This window comes from Virgibacillus sp. SK37 (assembly GCF_000725285.1).
In the GTDB taxonomy this organism is placed as follows: domain Bacteria; phylum Bacillota; class Bacilli; order Bacillales; family Amphibacillaceae; genus Virgibacillus_Q.
The window spans coordinates 2,236,952-2,254,310 of sequence record NZ_CP007161.1 but is presented as its reverse complement, the minus strand read 5'-3'; the positions used below and the strand labels follow the sequence as shown (position 1 = coordinate 2,254,310).

Below are 17,359 nucleotides of genomic sequence, written 5' to 3'. Positions count from 1 at the left end.
GTCTATAAGGTTGCCCTGAAAATACGTATGCTTAAGCTACGTATACCTCTTTGCAGCCTTATGCAAGGAGGTTTTTTTATGGGTAAAAAGAGAGTAACACTGCGGCTCAAAGGGATTTATGAAGCAGAAAAAGAATTCTGTTATACCCTGTAACCTTTAAAAAATCAGAAACCGTGTTTTTCAATGATCAACAATGGAGGCTGAAAATTTTTAATGGTTGTAAGAAAGAAGTCACTTGAGTTTTATTTAAAAATCTATTCGTTGATGATTAAGGAGAGAAATTATGAGACATTTTATTTCAGTTAACCAATTGAATGTGAAGGAAATTCACTCCATTTTAGATACTGCCGAATCACTACGATACCAGAATAAAAAAGTCAACGACCAAATCTTTGCTGCTAATCTATTTTTCGAACCAAGTACAAGAACGAAAATGAGTTTCATTGTTGCACAGAGAAAGCTTGGACTGGAAGTATTGGATCTGCACGAGGATATTTCCAGTACAAGAAAAGGTGAAACACTTTATGATACTGCGAAGACGTTTGAATCGATAGGAGCTAATTTACTTATTGTTAGACACCATGCTGATACATGGTTTGAGGATCTGAAAAATCACATTTCGATACCGATTATTAATGGAGGTGCAGGCAAAGCGGAACATCCTACACAATGTTTATTAGACCTTTTAACTTTGTACCAGGAGTTTGGTAGATTGAGAGGATTAAAAGTAGTTATTGTAGGCGATATCAAGCATAGCAGGGTTGCTCATTCTAACGCCAAAGCACTAAAAAGACTTGGCGCAAACGTTAGCCTGTGTGCAGCACCTGGATTTGAAGATCATAGCTTAGATTTCCCTTATATATCTATAGATGAAGCAGTTGAAAAGTGCGATGCTTTGATGCTATTGCGTATTCAACACGAGCGTCACACAACCAACTCATTTATTGATGATTATTTGAAAAATTACGGATTGACAAAGGAAAGAGAAACTAGAATGCAGAAACACGCAATTATTCTGCATCCTGCTCCAATAAACCGGGGAGTGGAAATAGACTCAGACTTGGTGGAATGTGATCGATCCAGAATTTTTAAACAAATGAATAATGGTGTTTTTATAAGAATGGCAATAATGATCGAATTATTACAAGAATGGGGGTTATTAAATGAAAATATTATTGAAAAACGCGAAAAGACTGTCCTCAGTGTATGAATTGGAGCCATGTGAAATTTTAATTGAGAATAATCGCATCAGACAAATAAAATCAACTATCCTTGAGCATGTAGACCGGACCATTGATTGTAAGGGAAATACTGTTTTACCGGGGTTTATTGATGTGCATATTCATTTGCGTGAGCCAGGTGGGGAACACAAGGAAACAATTAAAACGGGTACAATGGCGGCTGCGAAAGGCGGTTTTACAACAGTATGTGCCATGCCGAACACGAATCCGGTCCCAGATCGGAAAGAAACTCTGGAAAAATTATTTAAAAAAATAAAAGAAGATGCAAAAGTCCGTGTGCTGCCATATGCAGCAATTACAAAAGGTTTAAAAGGTGAAGAGTTAACAAATATAGATGAATTAGTCATGGCAGGGGCATTTGCCCTTACAGACGATGGTGTGGGAATACAAACTGCAGATTTTATGTTAAAAGCGATGAAGCAGGCAGCCGCTTCTGGTAAAGCTATTGTTGCTCACTGCGAAGATAACTCTATTGTCTATGGTGGGGTTGTACATGATGGGGATGTGAGTAATAGGCTAAATCTTCCTGGGTTACCTGCACTAAGTGAGTCAGTACAAATTGCTAGGGATGTGTTACTGGCTGAAGCTGCCGGTTGTCATTATCATGTCTGTCATGTAAGCTCCAAAGAATCTGTAAGAGTAATCCGAGATGCAAAAAGGGCAGGCATTCACGTAACAGCTGAGGTTACCCCCCATCATTTATTATTAAATGAAAATGCAATTAAAGACAATGACGCAAATTACAAGATGAATCCACCATTACGAGCAAAGGAAGATCAGGAAGCATTATTAGAGGGACTGTTAGATGGTACGATTGATTTTATTGCTACAGACCATGCACCACATGCAGAGGAAGAGAAATCACAAGGATTTTTGAAGGCGCCTTTTGGTATTGTAGGTCTGGAGACAGCATTTCCCTTGCTTTATACCTATTTAGTTAAAACAGGAAAAATTAAACTACATCAGCTAGTTGATTGGTTAACTAAAAAACCTGCAGAAGTTTTTCAATTGCCATATGGGAAATTAAATGAAAACGCGATTGCAGATATAACGATTGTTAACTTGGAAGGGGAATTAAAAATAAATAAGGAAACATTCCAATCCAAGGGGAAAAATACACCCTTCCACAATTGGAAAGTATCAGGTATACCTGTAATGACAATGGTTGATGGAAAAATAGTTTATGAGGAGGATATGAATGTATACTAGACAGCTTATATTAGAGGACGGTACCGTATTTATTGGAAAAAGTATTGGCAGTGACTCTTCTGCATATGGAGAAATTGTCTTTAACACAGGAATGACCGGCTATCAGGAAGTTATTTCTGACCCCTCTTATTGTGGTCAAATTGTGATGATGACATATCCTCAGATAGGAAATTATGGGATTAACCGTGAAGATTTTGAGACGGTAACACCATTTATAAGAGGCTTTGTTGCAAAGGAAGTTTGTGAGCACCCATCAAACTTTCGAAGTGAAGAAACATTAGACAGTTATTTAAAAGCAAACAATATTCCCGGGATAACCGGTATTGACACAAGGAAACTAACTAGAATCATTCGTCAACATGGGACAATGAAAGCAATGATTGTTTCAACAGACAAATCGGTTGAAGAAGTATTGGCAACTATGCATGTAACAAGTCTACCGGTAGATCAGGTAAAGCAAACTTCTACAGTAACGCCATACGTGGTACCAGGAAGAGGAAAGCGCATCGTAGTTGTAGATTTCGGAATGAAACATGGTATTTTGCGAGAACTGACAAAACGGGAATGCCATGTAACGGTTGTGCCTTATAATTACACTTCTGAACAAATTTTACGATTAAAACCAGATGGAATTGTCTTAACAAATGGGCCTGGTAATCCAAAGGATGTCCCAGAAGCTATACATATGGTAAAGAAAATTATTGATAAACTACCTATTTTCGGTATTTGCTTAGGGCATCAGCTATTAGCATTAGCTTGTGGGGCTGATACAGAAAAGATGAAATTTGGACATCGAGGAGGTAACCATCCTGTGAGGGATCTGACAACAGAGAAAACATATATTACTTCTCAAAACCATAGTTATGCTGTGAATAAGGCTTCACTTCATCATACTGAATTGCTACTAACACATGTTGCTCTAAACGATAATACAGTAGAAGGTATAAAACATCGGGTTTACCCAGCGTTTTCTGTCCAATTTCATCCGGAAAGCTCCCCTGGTCCCGAAGATACCAGCCATTTCTTTGATTCATTTATTAGTAAGCTAATTGTAGATCAAACAAAGGAGGAGAAGATATATGCCTAAAAATACAGAACTACAAAAAATCCTCGTTATTGGGTCGGGTCCTATCGTTATTGGTCAGGCTGCGGAATTTGATTACTCTGGTACACAAGCATGTCAAGCCTTAAAAGAAGAAGGTTATACAGTTATCTTGGCCAATTCAAATCCAGCTACAATTATGACAGACCATACGGTAGCTGATAAAGTATATATGGAGCCACTAACTGTTGAATTTCTTACAAAGATAATTAGGGTTGAACAACCGGATGCTCTTCTTCCAACACTTGGAGGACAAACTGGTTTAAATTTAGCTGTGGCATTAGATGAATCCGGAATATTGGAAGAATATCATGTGAACTTATTAGGCACTTCTTTAGAAGCAATTCAACAGGCAGAAGACCGTGATAAATTTAGAAAACTAATGAAGGAGTTAAATGAGCCTGTTCCTGATAGTCAAATTGTTCATACTGTAGAGGAAGCCTGTGAGTTTGCTGAAGAAATAGGTTTTCCACTAATTGTCCGACCTGCTTATACTCTCGGAGGAACTGGTGGAGGAATGTGTGCAGATCTTTCCGAATTAAAGGCAATTACAAGAAATGGATTATCACTTTCTCCGGTAAATCAATGTTTGATTGAAAAGAATATCGCTGGATTTAAAGAGATTGAATATGAAGTGATGAGAGATCAAAAAGATCAAGCAATCGTTGTCTGCAATATGGAAAATGTGGACCCTGTTGGTATACATACAGGAGATTCTATCGTTGTTGCTCCTTCACAAACATTAAGCGACCGGGAGAACCAACTATTAAGAAACGCATCTTTAAAAATAATAAGGGCACTGAAAATTGAAGGTGGCTGTAATGTACAATTAGCCCTTGATCCGAATAGCTTTGAATATTATATTATTGAAGTTAACCCAAGGGTAAGCAGGTCCTCCGCGTTAGCTTCCAAAGCGACTGGTTATCCAATTGCGAAAATGGCCGCGAAGATAGCCGTTGGTCTGAGCTTGGATGAAATCATTAACCCAATAACAGGTAAAACATATGCCTGTTACGAACCTGCACTTGACTATGTTGTTTCCAAGCTTCCACGCTTTCCCTTTGATAAATTCATTACTGGGGATCGTCGCCTCGGTACCCAAATGAAAGCAACAGGAGAAGTTATGTCGATTGGCCGTAATTTTGAAGAATCATTTTTAAAAGGGGTACGTTCGCTTGATAGTGGCACAGAATCATTTTATATGGAACATATTACAGAGCTATCAAAACAGAAGATTATTGAACGTCTAATAAAAGCGGATGATGAGCGAATCTTTGTAATTGCTGAGGCCCTCAGACGAGGGATGTTTATTGATGAGCTTTTTCACTATACAAAAATAGATCGATATTTCCTTGTTAAGCTACAAAAATTAGTGCAGATGGAGATGGAATTACGCCAAAACCCATATGAGTACGATAAATTAAAGACAGCAAAGGAACGAGGATTTTCGGATGAACATATTGCGAAATTATGGAATAGTGACATAGATGAAATCTACCAAATTAGAAAGGAAAACAATTTAATACCAGTTTATAAAATGGTTGATACATGTGCTGCTGAGTTTGAATCTATAACTCCGTATTTTTACAGTACCTATGAGGACGAAAATGAATCAAAAATTACTGAAAGAAAAAAAGTGCTTGTATTAGGTTCTGGTCCGATTCGAATCGGACAAGGAATTGAGTTTGATTACGCGACAGTTCATTCTGTATTGGCTATTAAAGAAATGGGTTATGAAGCAATTATTATGAATAACAATCCGGAAACAGTATCTACTGATTTTAGCATTTCCGATAAACTATACTTTGAACCACTAACATTAGAAGATGTTATGCATGTTATTGATCTGGAAAAACCAGAAGGGGTCATTGTGCAATTTGGTGGTCAAACTGCCATTAACCTTGCAGCTGGGCTTCAACGGAGAGGCGTTAAAATCTTAGGAACAAGTTTAGAAGCAATCGATCAAGCGGAAGATCGTGATAAATTTGAATTGCTATTGGAAGAGCTTAATCTTTTAAGACCGAAGGGAAAATCAGTACTCGATCTTACTGAAGCAACAGCGGTAGCAAACCACATTGGTTATCCAGTACTAGTAAGACCATCGTATGTAATAGGTGGCAGCAGAATGGACATTGTCTATAATGATGAAGAATTGCAAGCATACCTATTAAAGACGAAAAGCATTACGAACGAGCATCCTATTCTGATTGATAAATATATTACTGGTATTGAAGTAGAGGTTGATGCAATTAGCGACGGAGAAACAACTATCGTGCCTGGAATTATGGAACATATTGAACGTGCAGGTGTGCATTCCGGGGACTCCATAGCAGTATATCCTCCTCAACGTTTAAGTGAGCAAATAAAACAACGTTGCCTGGAAGCTGCCAGCAAGATAGCCCAAGCATTAAAAGTAAAAGGACTAATCAACATACAGTTTATCATACGTGATGAAGAAGTTTATGTCTTAGAAGTAAACCCACGTGCAAGCCGCACCATACCTTTCTTGAGTAAGATAACAGGAGTAACCATGGCGAAGATTGCTTCCAAATGTATTTTGGGTGAAAAGCTGGCAGACTTAGGTTTCCGTACTGGAATCCTACCAGAAGATAATCAAGTATCAGTCAAGATTCCAGTCTTTTCTTTTGAAAAATTACGGAGTGTAGACACCACGCTTGGGCCTGAGATGAAATCTACAGGGGAGGCGATCGGGTACGACAAAACTCTTGAAAAAGCGTTATATAAAGGGTTGATTGCTGCTGGACTGCGTGTCCCACATGAAGGAGCAGTGTTGCTTACAGTTGCGGATAAGGATAAAGAAGAAGTTCGTGATATAGCGGAACGTTTTCACCAACTCGGATTCCACTTGTATGCAACGGATGGTACTGCTGCATTTTTACAGAGGTTCGGAATTCCAGTAACCAAGGTAGGTAAGATTGGTGCAGACGAACCAAATGTATTATCAATCATTGAAAATGGACTTGTACAGTTTGTAGTTAACACATTAACTTCCGGAACCCGGCCACGTTCAGAAGGCTTCCGAATCAGAAGGGAAGCGGTTGAGCACGGCATCGCTTGCTTGACCAACCTGGATACTGCAAATGCAATTGTTAATGTCATAGATTCTACTTCATTTAGTGCCAAGCCTATCGTAAAAAAAGAGGTCGAAATAGTATGATTAAAAAAGTTGAAATGCTCATAACGGAAAGAAGAATCATTGCTCTAGATACGGTAGAATTAACACTTAAAAATAGACATATTAGTCAAACAGCAAGACCTGGGCAGTTCCTGCATATTCTTGTTGAAGGGCAAACACTAAGACGCCCATTGTCAATTGCGGCCATCGATAAGGAAGCTGAAACGGTTACCGTTTTATTTAAAATAAATGGTTCAGGAACAAAAAAGCTTTCAGAATACCAAAAGGGAATGTATCTTGATGTCCTGGGGCCAAATGGGAATAGATTTCCAATTGAAAACGATGATAAAACAATCTTATTAATTGGAGGTGGTATTGGAGTGCCTCCAATGTACTTCCTTGGTAGTCACCTTGTAAACCAAGGGAAAAAAGTTATCTCTATACTGGGTTTTCAATCAGCAGACCATGTTTTTTATGAAAAAGAGTTCCAAGCACTAGGTAGAACCATCATTGTAACAAATGATGGTTCTTATGGAGAAAAAGGATTTGTAACAGACGCATTACTTATGATTGATGATTTCGATTGTTATTATACGTGTGGACCTATCCCCATGCTTCAAGCAGTTACAGCAAAACTAAGTGATTGCAGTGGTTTTATCTCACTAGAAGAGCGAATGGGTTGTGGTATTGGAGCTTGCTTTGCATGCGTAATTCCTACAAATGATCATTGCGGCTACAAAAAAATATGTAAAGATGGACCTGTTTTTCATTCAAAGGAGGTAGCGTTGTGACCGATTTAAGTATTGAATTACCTGGACTTCGATTAAAGAATCCTATTATGCCCGCATCTGGTTGTTTTGGTTTTGGACGTGAATACAGTGACTTTTATGACCTTAGTAAATTAGGTGCAATCATCATGAAGGCTGCGACAGGGACAAAAAGGTATGGAAATGACACACCAAGGGTTGCAGAAACCTCATCAGGGATGCTTAACGCAATAGGGTTACAGAATCCAGGAGTAGAAAAAATTATAGCATCTGAAGTCCCGTTCCTATCAAGCTTTGATACCTCTATAATCGCGAATATTGCTGGCAGTTCTTTAGAAGAATATGAAACAGTTGCTACTGCATTTAATGAAGCACCACAGGTTGCTGCATTGGAATTAAATATTTCCTGTCCTAACGTTAAAGAAGGTGGGATACAGTTTGGTACGGACCCGTTGATGGCAGCAGAAGTCACAGCAATGGTTAAGAGGGTTAGTAGGCTACCTGTTTATGTTAAACTATCTCCTAATGTAACCAATATAGTGGAAATGGCAAAAGCGGTAGAGCAAGCAGGTGCTGATGGTTTATCAATGATTAATACACTTACTGGAATGCAGATCAATCTTAAATCCCGTAAACCATTATTAGCAAATAAAACAGGAGGCCTATCTGGCCAGGCGATCAAACCAGTTGCCATTCGAATGATACATGATGTTAGCCAGCATGTATCCATACCTATTATAGGTATGGGAGGAGTAACGACTGCTGAAGATGTAATAGAATTTCTATTGGCAGGTGCCAGTGCCGTAGCGGTAGGAACAGCTAATTTTCAAAATCCATTTGTATGCTCTGAATTAATTGATGAATTACCTTCTATATTAAATAAATATGGATTTAGTTCGGTAAGTGACGTAATTGGGAAAGGAGTAATGGTATGAACAACACGATCTATTTAGCATTGGATTTTCCTACCTGGAAAGAAGCGGAGAATTTTTTACGGACACATCAATTGGAACGTATCCCGGTGAAAGTGGGTATGGAGTTATTTTACAGGGAAGGACCTGTCTTAATTGAAAAATTAAAAGAACAAGGGCATCCTATTTTTTTAGATTTAAAACTACATGATATTCCTACAACTGTTATGCGAGCAATGGCCAACCTGGCAGAATTGGAAGTGGATATAGTTAATGTACATGCTATGGGAGGTAGTGAAATGATTAAGCGTGCAAAGGAAGGCTTAATCAAAGGCTCATCGTCATCTAATACGAAGCTAATAGCAGTAACTGTATTAACCTCCATGGATAAAACAGTTATGAATAAAGAGCTTCTCTTATCTGGTGAAGTAGAAGAGCAAGTCGTGCGTCTAGCTACTTTGAGTAAAGAAAGTGGGGCTGACGGTGTCGTATGCTCTGTACATGAAGCAAATGCAATTAAATCAGTGTGTGGTTCATCTTTCTTAACAGTTACCCCAGGAATTCGGTTGGAAGATTCAAAGCAGGATGATCAGAAACGGGTTGCTTCACCTCAATTTGCAAAAATGAATGGAGCAGATATCCTGGTAGTTGGTAGAAGCATTACCAAGTCCATTAACCCGAGACAAGCATATGACCAAATAATAGAGGAGTTTGAACATGGAAGTAAATAAAGAATTGGCAAGAGAGTTAGTTAAAATTAAAGCAGTACAAATAAATCCAACTAATTTTTTCACGTGGACTTCTGGAATTAAGTCACCGATTTATTGTGACAACAGAATGACAATGTCTTACCCAATAGTACGGAATAAAATAGTAAAAGCTTTTAAACAGATTATCGAAAATATGGAAGAACAGCCAGAGGTAATAGCAGGGTGTGCCACTGCAGGTATTCCTCATGCTGCATGGCTTGCTGATGCATTAGACTTGCCAATGGTTTATGTTCGTGCAAAACCTAAAGGACATGGAAAGGAAAACCTGATAGAAGGAGACCTTAGAGAAGGTCAGCGCGTTGTAGTGATTGAAGATTTAATCTCTACAGGAGGATCTTCAATTGAAGCCGCAAAGTCATTGAAACAGTCGGGTGCAGAAGTACTTGGAGTGTTAGCTATTTTTACTTACGGATTAAAAGTAGCATCAGAAAACTTTAAAAATGAAAAAATATCCTTACATACTATTACCAATTTTGACTCTTTAGTAGACCTTCTTGTAGAGGATGGCGAACTACCACTAGAAAAAAAAGCAGGGTTACTGGAGTGGCGTAACCAATTATAACTGTAAAGAGGTAGAGGCAGGTTAATGGACCATACTTTCGCTTAAGTCAGGCTTATTCGTTAAAATAGCGAGCTTTTCTGGAAAGCTAAAATACTTTGCTTTTCCCAATTATTCCTAAGGTCGGTCCAGTGACTCCCATATCAAGTTAACTATCGTGCAACCTATGTCATCTTCATTTATAATGGTTATTAATAACTATACATTGATCAGAGGTTGTAGAAATGAGAATAGAAGATTATATGTTACTACTTAAATTAAATGAGATTGGGACAATCAGAGGAACTGCAAAGGCAATCCTTATATCACAACCGGCTGTTACCCAAAGGCTCAAATACATGGAGGAATACTTTGGGCAAACTATTTTCATTCGTACTTCTAAACGTTTAGTCCCGACCCCTAGTGGGGAGTTGATTTTGGAGCATGCAGCAACAGTAATTGAAAAGGAGCAAACAATTAAAAATAAAATTGCCCAATCCAGTAAAGAGGTTCAGGGAACGTTATCCATTGCCTGTTCTTCATTAATCAGTCAACGTTTTTTGCCATCCATCCTTGGAGAGTTCACAACGAAATACCCTAAAGTTGCAATTGATCTGGTAACTGGAATCAGTGAGAATATTAAACGCCATCATAAAAATTACCATATTTGTATTATCAGAGGAGAGAAATTAAAAGAAAGCACCTGTATACATTTATTTGATGATCCTCTTTATATCTTTGATACAGAACCTTTCCCAGATGACACATTAAAAGAAAGACCATTGATCTCTTTTAAAAGTGACGACAGCATGAATGAATTGGTAGATCATTGGCTGTACCACCATCAGGAGGAGATTAAACCAGTTAAAACAATTACCGTCGATCAAATTGAAACATGTAAACAACTTATGAAACAGGGACTTGGGATGGCAGTGTTGCCGGAAAGTGTTTCTGATTCAATGAAAGAGGAATACCATTTTGTTCCTCTCCACCTTGAAGAAACTCCTGTTACCAGAGACACATGGATTTGTTATCAGGAAGGGGTAAAGCAACTACCACAGGTGAACCATTTTATTAATTCTATAACAAGTCAAACTTTTCTTTAGATGTTTATTATCTTCTTTAAAAAGGAATACCATTTATATGGTAGTTAAAAGGAGGTATAAAAATGAGTGATGTATTATTTACTTCAACGGCAACCGCAAAAAATGGTAGAGAAGGTCACGTGAAATCTAAGGATGAACTTATTGATCTTGAACTGGTTAACCCGATAACGAACAAAGAAGATAAAGGGTCGAATCCAGAGCAGCTTTTTGCTGCTGCATATGCAGCCTGTTATGATGGGGCATTAAATTTAGTTGCTTCGAAACAAAAGAAAAAAATAAGTTCTGAGACAACAGCTGATGTAAGTCTTTTAAAAGATCCTGAAGATGATGGATTTAAAATTGGTGTGACACTAACAGTTAATATTGAAGGTGTTAATCCTGAAGAAGCAGATGAACTTACAGAAGCCGCGCATCAAGTATGTCCTTATTCTAAAGCTACAAGAGGAAATGTTGATGTGAAAATTAATGCGAAAGCAGTATAAAAGAGAAAAGGAGTGAGCTTAATTGCTCACTCCTTTTCTTTTAATTTTTCCACTAGCTGCTTACTTGGTGTAACGAATACTGTTTTTTGATTTTCATAAATAACATAACCTGGTTTGGCTCCGTTTGGTTTTTTAACATAGCGAATTTTTGTATAATCAACCGGAACGGAGGAAGATTGTTGTGACTTACTAAAATAAGCAGCAAGCTGGGCTGCTTCCATGATCGTTTCCTCGGTTGGCTCTTTAGATCGAATGAGTACATGTGAGCCTGGTATATCCTTTGTATGCAGCCATACATCATCTCGGTGTCCTAATTTCATGGTTACGTACTCATTTTGTTTATTATTTTTACCAACGATAATTGGAGTCCCATCTGAAGCAACATAGTTTTCAGGTACCGGCTTTTTTGATTTATTTTTCTTTTTTTTGCTTTTTGACTGTTTCTTAAGATAACCTTCTTCTCTTAGTTCTTCGCGTATCTCTTCAATATCTTCCAAGCTGGCAACATCAATTTGTTGAAGTAACTGTTCGAGGTAGATTATCTCACTTTCTGTTTTCAGCATTTCCTGTTGGATTACTTCCTTAGATTTCTTTAGCTTTTGATATGTTTTAAAGTAGCTCTGTGCGTTTTCACTTGGTGTCTTATTAGGATCTAATTCGATTATCAATTCATTTTGTTCTGGATCATAGTAATCCTGAACAACTACGGATGTATCCCCAGGAGAAACAAGATGTAAGTGGGCAGTAAGCAGTTCTCCTAACTTTTGATATATATCTGCTTTCTCTGCTTTTTTAATCGTTTGTTGATGCTTTTTTATTTTACGTTGATTTTTATCCAATTCTTTTTTGAGGAAACGATACAGGTCTTTTGCCTGCTGTTTTACACGATCTCGTTCGGCCTTACCAGAGAAAAATTGATCAAGCATTGCACTAGCTGAGTGAAATGAATGCTTTTCCGCTTTGGTGATAGATAAAGGCAAGACATGGAAGTCTTCCTTCGTTCCAAGATAAATGGCTGGATCATACTGATGATTAATAATTTTAGCTTGAAACTCTTTGTAAATTTCCATATACCTTTGTCCAGACCCAAGATTTGCTCTTCTTTCTATTTCTTTGGCAATAAAAGGGGAAAAGCCAGTTAGTGCATGAACAATTTGCATCTCCATTTTTCCACTATTAAAATCCAGTTTTTTTATGAAATCATTCTCATCAGCGTTTAAAATGTCTAACTTATTCTGCGTAGGAGGTAGTTTATAATGATGACCAGGCATGATCGTACGATGTCGATTTTGAGACATGGTAATATGTTTGAGACTATCTATAATGGTTCCTTTTTCCTGATCAATTAAAAGAATATTACTGTGTTTTCCCATTAACTCGATGGTAAGTGTCTTCGTACTTGTATCTCCTATTTCATTCCTTGTCTTCACGGTAAAGGAGACGATTCGCTCCATACTAAACTGTTCAATACTTTCAAGTTGAGCTCCCGATAGATACTTTCTTAACACCATACAAAACATTGGAGCTTCCTGTGGGTTGACATAATGGTCATTTGTCAAATGGAAACGTGTATAAGTAGGATGAATAGACAGTACTAACGTATGATTAGTCCCATGACTTCTAATTGTAAATACAATTTCTGTAGAAGTTGGTTGGTATATTTTTGTAATTTTTCCTGGTACTAACTCTTTTTTTAGTTCCTCTGTTACTGCATGCGTAACAATTCCGTCAAATGGCATACAATCACCTCCCGCCAATTATAGCATTATTTAGGACAAGTCTGCATAGATATTAACTATAAAAGCGAAAACCAGCTTTATAACTAAGTATATGTATATAGTTAATTACAGGGCTGATTTGGAGGAATGGTGGATGAAATGGTATCAATTAGACGTAGAAAAGGTAGAACAGAAATTGCACGTAGTTACAAACAGAGGGCTCAGTCCAAAGCAAGTAGAGCAGCGTCGTAAGCAATATGGCTTTAACGTTTTGGAGTCACAAAAAAACGTATCAAAATGGTTACTGTTTTTAAAGCAGTTCCAAGACTTTATGGTACTCGTATTACTTGCTGCAACACTAATAGCAGGAATTCTTGGTGAATATGTCGATGCGATTGCCATTATGGTAATTGTTTTGGTAAATGGATTTATTGGTTACTTTCAAGAACAAAAGGCTGAAAATTCATTGGAGAAATTAAAAGAGCTATCTGCTCCTATGGCAAGCGTTTTCCGTGATGGAAAGTGGGAAAAAATTCCTTCCAGAGAAGTAGTTGTAGGAGACATTGTTAGAATAACCAGTGGTGATAGAGTTCCTGCAGATATAAGAATTACTAAATCAAATAGTCTGGAAACGGAGGAATCTGCGCTTACAGGAGAATCCTTACCTGTAGCAAAACATGCAACACCAATAAATAGAGAGCATGTAGATGCACAAGATCAAGTGAATATGGGTTTCATGGGCACTTTGGTGACCAGAGGTTCAGCAATAGGAATTGTTGTTGGAACTGGAATGAACACGATGATGGGGCAAATTGCATCATTGATGGTAAATACAAAGAAAGTGATGACTCCACTTGAAAGAAAACTAGCTGAATTAGGTAAAATTTTAATTGTAGTAGCATTATTTTTGACTGCATTGGTAGTAGTACTTGGCGTTATTCAAGGACATCCCATTTACAATATGTTTCTTGCAGGGGTCTCACTGGCTGTTGCTGCTATACCAGAAGGTCTTCCAGCTATAGTTACCGTAGCTTTATCACTTGGAGTTCAGCGTATGATCAGGAAAAAGGCAATTGTCAGGAAGCTTTCTGCTGTAGAGACATTAGGCTGTGCTTCTGTCATTTGTTCTGATAAAACGGGAACGATGACGGAGAATAAAATGACTGTTAAAGAATTGTTCCTAAATGGAGAACAATTATACGTAAGCGGGGATGGCTATGATATTCGGGGGGACTTCTATCACTCTGATACAAAATTGGATACAAATTATCCTAACCTGCAAGAAATGCTTATGTATGGCATGCTCTGTAATAATGCTAACTTACAAGTAAAAAAAGGTAAGTATTTGGTAGATGGTGACCCAACAGATGGTGCATTATTAGTAGTAGCTAGAAAGCTAGGATTAACTGCTGCACTTGAAGAGAACTACCGAATAGTGAAAGAAATACCTTTTGATTCTGATAGGAAGAGGATGAGTATAGTTATAGAAGATGAAAATGGGATGCGTTTTTTGATAACAAAGGGAGCACCTGATGTATTACTTCCGAGGAGCTCTTTCCATTTAACAGCAGGCGGACGAGCAAGACTCGATACTGTAGATAGCCAATCTATACAGGCAGCTGTAGGTCGTATGGCAGATAAAGCATTAAGAACTCTTGCTATTGCTATTAAACCACTTGCAAAGAGTGACTCCCTGGAAACTGGCTTCCTTGAGAAGGATCTCACTTTTATTGGACTGTATGGAATGATGGATCCACCACGTAAAGAAGTGAAGGCTGCAATTGAAGAGTGTCGGCAAGCTGGTATACGTACAGTAATGATAACTGGCGACCATGTAAAGACAGCAAAGGCGATAGCCTCTAAACTAAACATATTACCGGAACACGGACTTGTACTGGAGGGACATCAATTAAATAAGTTGTCTGTTAATGAGTTAAAAGATGTTATTGAAGACACCTATGTATTTGCCAGGGTAACGCCAGAACATAAATTAAAGATTGTGGAGGCTTTTCAGGAGAAAGGGCATATTGTTGCAATGACAGGAGATGGGGTAAATGACGCCCCTGCAATTAAGGCTAGTGATATTGGAATAAGTATGGGGATCAGTGGCACGGATGTTACGAAAGAAGCTTCTTCATTGATTTTAATGGATGACAATTTTGCAACAATAAAATCTGCTATTCAAGAAGGCAGGAACATTTATGAAAACATACGCAAATTTATTCGGTATCTTTTAGCCTCGAATGTAGGTGAAATTCTTGTTATGTTATTTGCTATGTTATTAGCTTTGCCACTCCCGCTGGTTCCAGTGCAAATTTTATGGGTTAATCTCGTTACAGACGGTTTACCTGCTATGGCATTAGGCTTAGATAAGGCAGAAAGTGACGTAATGAAAAAAAATCCTAGAAATCCACGTGAAGGCGTATTCGCGAGAGGATTAGGCTATAAAATTATTACAAGAGGAATAGTAATCGGGATTGTAACCCTGCTTGCATTTATTATTACCTATCAGAACAACCCGGAAAATCTTGTCTACGGACAGACCATGGCATTTACAACTTTAGTTATGGCCCAGTTAATCCATGTTTTTGACTGTCGAAGTGAACATTCAGTCTTTTCAAGAAATCCATTCGAAAATATGTATCTAGTATTTGCTGTAATTTCCTCCCTTCTACTAGTTCTTGTTGTCATATACTGGGAGCCGTTGCAGCCAATATTCCATACGACCTCTCTGAGTCTGCGAGATTGGATGCTTATTCTAGGTTTAAGTGCATTACCAACTGTATTATTTGGCTTCACAAAAAAATAATAGCTAAGAAAAGTCTCCTGCTGCACTAAGAGCAGGGGATTTTTCGTTTGGGAACTACAAATTTCAATTTAGATAAACCTTATACTAATTAGGCATATTTTCTCCAGTGTCTACATCCCTTCCCATCTTTGTATTACACCTATCTACATAAAAAAGTTTTCAATTAAGTCTTTCATAGGTATAATTAAATAAATAGACATGACAGCATGACATCACACTGTTTTCTAATTTGGATGAACACTTCCATTTGTGCTAAGTGCAATTTGGTAATGAAGATAAGTATGATATACTTTTTTAATGAATGCTTTTTGTAGTATAATGAGAGACATTGTAGTTAGGGGGAGCAAATTTGAGTTTACGTCTTATAAATATTGGTTTTGGTAACGTAGTGTCAGCTAATAGAGTGATATCAATTGTATCACCTGAATCCGCACCAGTTAAGCGTATTATTGCTGTTGCCAGAGAGAATAATAAATTAGTTGATGCAACTTATGGAAGAAGAACAAGGGCTGTTATAATAACAGATAGTGATCATGTAGTATTATCCGCTGTGCAACCGGAAACTGTTGGTCAGCGAGTGCTAAGTCACGAAGAAGTAACAGAGGATAATTAAAGCGTATAATAGTAGGAGGAACTATTTTGATTGAAGAGAAAGGTATTTTATTTGTTCTTTCTGGGCCATCCGGAGTAGGAAAGGGTACAGTGAGAAAGGAACTTTTTAATCAGGCTACAGATTTGAAATACTCCATTTCCATGACAACTAGAGATATTCGACCAGGTGAAGAGAATGGCGTCGATTATTTCTATAAAAGTAGAGAAGAGTTTGAGAACCTGATTAAAAATAATCAGCTTTTGGAATATGCTAAATATGTCAATAATTATTATGGTACGCCCAGAGCATATGTAGAGGAAATGCTGGAAGCAGGTTATGATGTTTTTTTGGAAATTGAGGTGCAAGGCGCCTTGCAGGTAAAGGAAAATTTCCCGGAAGGTGTGTTCATCTTTCTATTTCCTCCAAGTTTGGAAGAACTCAAAAACAGAATTATAAATAGAGGAACTGAAACCTCTGAGTTAGTTTTAAACAGATTGAAGGAAGCTAGGAATGAAATTGAGATGATGGATGCATATGATTATGTAGTTGTTAATGATCAAGTGGAATTAGCAGTAGAAAAAGTACAATCCATTATTCAAAGTGAACATCTGAAACGGGAACGAATAGCAAAGCAATATAAAAAATTATTGGAGGATGAATTGTAATGTTAGAACCATCGATTGATGCTCTTCAAGAGAAAATTAATTCAAAGTACACGTTAGTAACTTTATCTGCTAAGAGGGCAAGACAAATGAGTGAGACAAAGAACCCATTAGTAGACCATCCATTCTCACATAAATATGTAGGGATGGCCCTGGAAGAAATACTTGCAGAGAAGCTTACGCTTGCGGGTGAACAAAAAACAGATGTAGAGTAGAGCTTGACATAGTGAGAGGCTGTACTTGCTTGATGTACATGCTTCTTTCCAAACTAAATGAATATTGTTCTATAAACCCCATCGTTGGCTAGACGAGGGGT

The 17,359-nt window shown here is 37.7% G+C and carries 15 protein-coding genes; 14 read left to right on the top strand and 1 reads right to left on the bottom strand.

All coding sequences use genetic code 11. From position 1 onward, the window contains the following. Positions 1–283 precede the first annotated feature (283 nt). From X953_RS11635 to X953_RS11590, 10 genes are all read left to right on the top strand, one after another. Positions 284–1,210: an aspartate carbamoyltransferase catalytic subunit gene (locus X953_RS11635; RefSeq protein ID WP_040955729.1), complete on the top strand. Its 927-nt coding sequence runs from the start codon at positions 284–286 to the stop codon at positions 1,208–1,210. Continuing rightward, complete coding sequence (locus X953_RS11630) at positions 1,164–2,450, top strand: dihydroorotase (protein WP_040955728.1); 1,287 nt, start codon at positions 1,164–1,166, stop codon at positions 2,448–2,450. Before X953_RS11635 ends, X953_RS11630 begins: the two co-directional genes overlap by 47 nt. Further along, positions 2,440–3,537: a carbamoyl phosphate synthase small subunit gene (locus X953_RS11625; protein ID WP_040955727.1), complete on the top strand. Its 1,098-nt coding sequence runs from the start codon at positions 2,440–2,442 to the stop codon at positions 3,535–3,537. Before X953_RS11630 ends, X953_RS11625 begins: the two co-directional genes overlap by 11 nt. Next, complete coding sequence (gene carB, locus X953_RS11620; protein WP_040955726.1) at positions 3,530–6,730, top strand: carbamoyl-phosphate synthase large subunit; 3,201 nt, start codon at positions 3,530–3,532, stop codon at positions 6,728–6,730. Before X953_RS11625 ends, carB begins: the two co-directional genes overlap by 8 nt. Next, positions 6,727–7,479 (top strand): dihydroorotate dehydrogenase electron transfer subunit, encoded by a 753-nt coding sequence (locus X953_RS11615; RefSeq protein WP_040955725.1) that lies wholly within the window; start codon positions 6,727–6,729, stop codon positions 7,477–7,479. Before carB ends, X953_RS11615 begins: the two co-directional genes overlap by 4 nt. Continuing rightward, positions 7,476–8,390: a dihydroorotate dehydrogenase gene (locus tag X953_RS11610; protein ID WP_040955724.1), complete on the top strand. Its 915-nt coding sequence runs from the start codon at positions 7,476–7,478 to the stop codon at positions 8,388–8,390. The genes X953_RS11615 and X953_RS11610 overlap by 4 nt, the downstream gene beginning before the upstream one ends. Continuing rightward, the gene (gene pyrF / locus X953_RS11605) at positions 8,387–9,097 is read left to right on the top strand and encodes an orotidine-5'-phosphate decarboxylase (protein WP_040955723.1); all 711 of its coding nucleotides are present in this window, start codon (positions 8,387–8,389) and stop codon (positions 9,095–9,097) included. The genes X953_RS11610 and pyrF overlap by 4 nt, the downstream gene beginning before the upstream one ends. After that, positions 9,084–9,698, top strand: coding sequence for an orotate phosphoribosyltransferase (pyrE, locus tag X953_RS11600; RefSeq protein ID WP_040955722.1), 615 nt, complete (start codon positions 9,084–9,086; stop codon positions 9,696–9,698). The genes pyrF and pyrE overlap by 14 nt, the downstream gene beginning before the upstream one ends. Before the next feature lie 221 nt (positions 9,699–9,919). Next, positions 9,920–10,780, top strand: coding sequence for a LysR family transcriptional regulator (locus X953_RS11595; RefSeq protein ID WP_040955721.1), 861 nt, complete (start codon positions 9,920–9,922; stop codon positions 10,778–10,780). Positions 10,781–10,842: 62 nt separating this feature from the next. Further along, on the top strand, positions 10,843–11,262 hold the full coding sequence (locus X953_RS11590) for an organic hydroperoxide resistance protein (protein ID WP_019376530.1): 420 nt from the start codon (positions 10,843–10,845) through the stop codon (positions 11,260–11,262). A gap of 26 nt (positions 11,263–11,288) precedes the next feature. Here the strand turns inward: X953_RS11590 and X953_RS11585 are convergent, their stop codons facing one another. Beyond that, on the bottom strand, positions 11,289–13,001 hold the full coding sequence (locus X953_RS11585; protein WP_040955720.1) for an NFACT family protein: 1,713 nt from the start codon (positions 12,999–13,001) through the stop codon (positions 11,289–11,291). Between the two features lie 133 nt (positions 13,002–13,134). On the opposite strand from X953_RS11585, the gene X953_RS11580 reads away from it, so the two are divergent. The 4 genes from X953_RS11580 (at position 13,135) to rpoZ (ending at position 17,258) form a co-directional block, all read left to right on the top strand. Further along, entirely contained in the window at positions 13,135–15,789 is a 2,655-nt protein-coding gene (locus X953_RS11580) for a calcium-translocating P-type ATPase, SERCA-type (protein ID WP_040955719.1), read from the top strand. A 349-nt stretch (positions 15,790–16,138) separates the two neighbouring features. Beyond that, entirely contained in the window at positions 16,139–16,402 is a 264-nt protein-coding gene (gene remA / locus X953_RS11575; RefSeq protein WP_040955718.1) for an extracellular matrix/biofilm regulator RemA, read from the top strand. 26 nt (positions 16,403–16,428) lie between these two features. Further along, positions 16,429–17,046 (top strand): guanylate kinase, encoded by a 618-nt coding sequence (gene gmk, locus X953_RS11570; protein ID WP_040955717.1) that lies wholly within the window; start codon positions 16,429–16,431, stop codon positions 17,044–17,046. Beyond that, positions 17,046–17,258 carry a DNA-directed RNA polymerase subunit omega gene (gene rpoZ, locus X953_RS11565; protein ID WP_040955716.1) on the top strand — a complete coding sequence of 71 codons (213 nt, stop codon included), beginning with the start codon at positions 17,046–17,048 and terminating at the stop codon, positions 17,256–17,258. The genes gmk and rpoZ overlap by 1 nt, the downstream gene beginning before the upstream one ends. Positions 17,259–17,359: the final 101 nt, after the last annotated feature.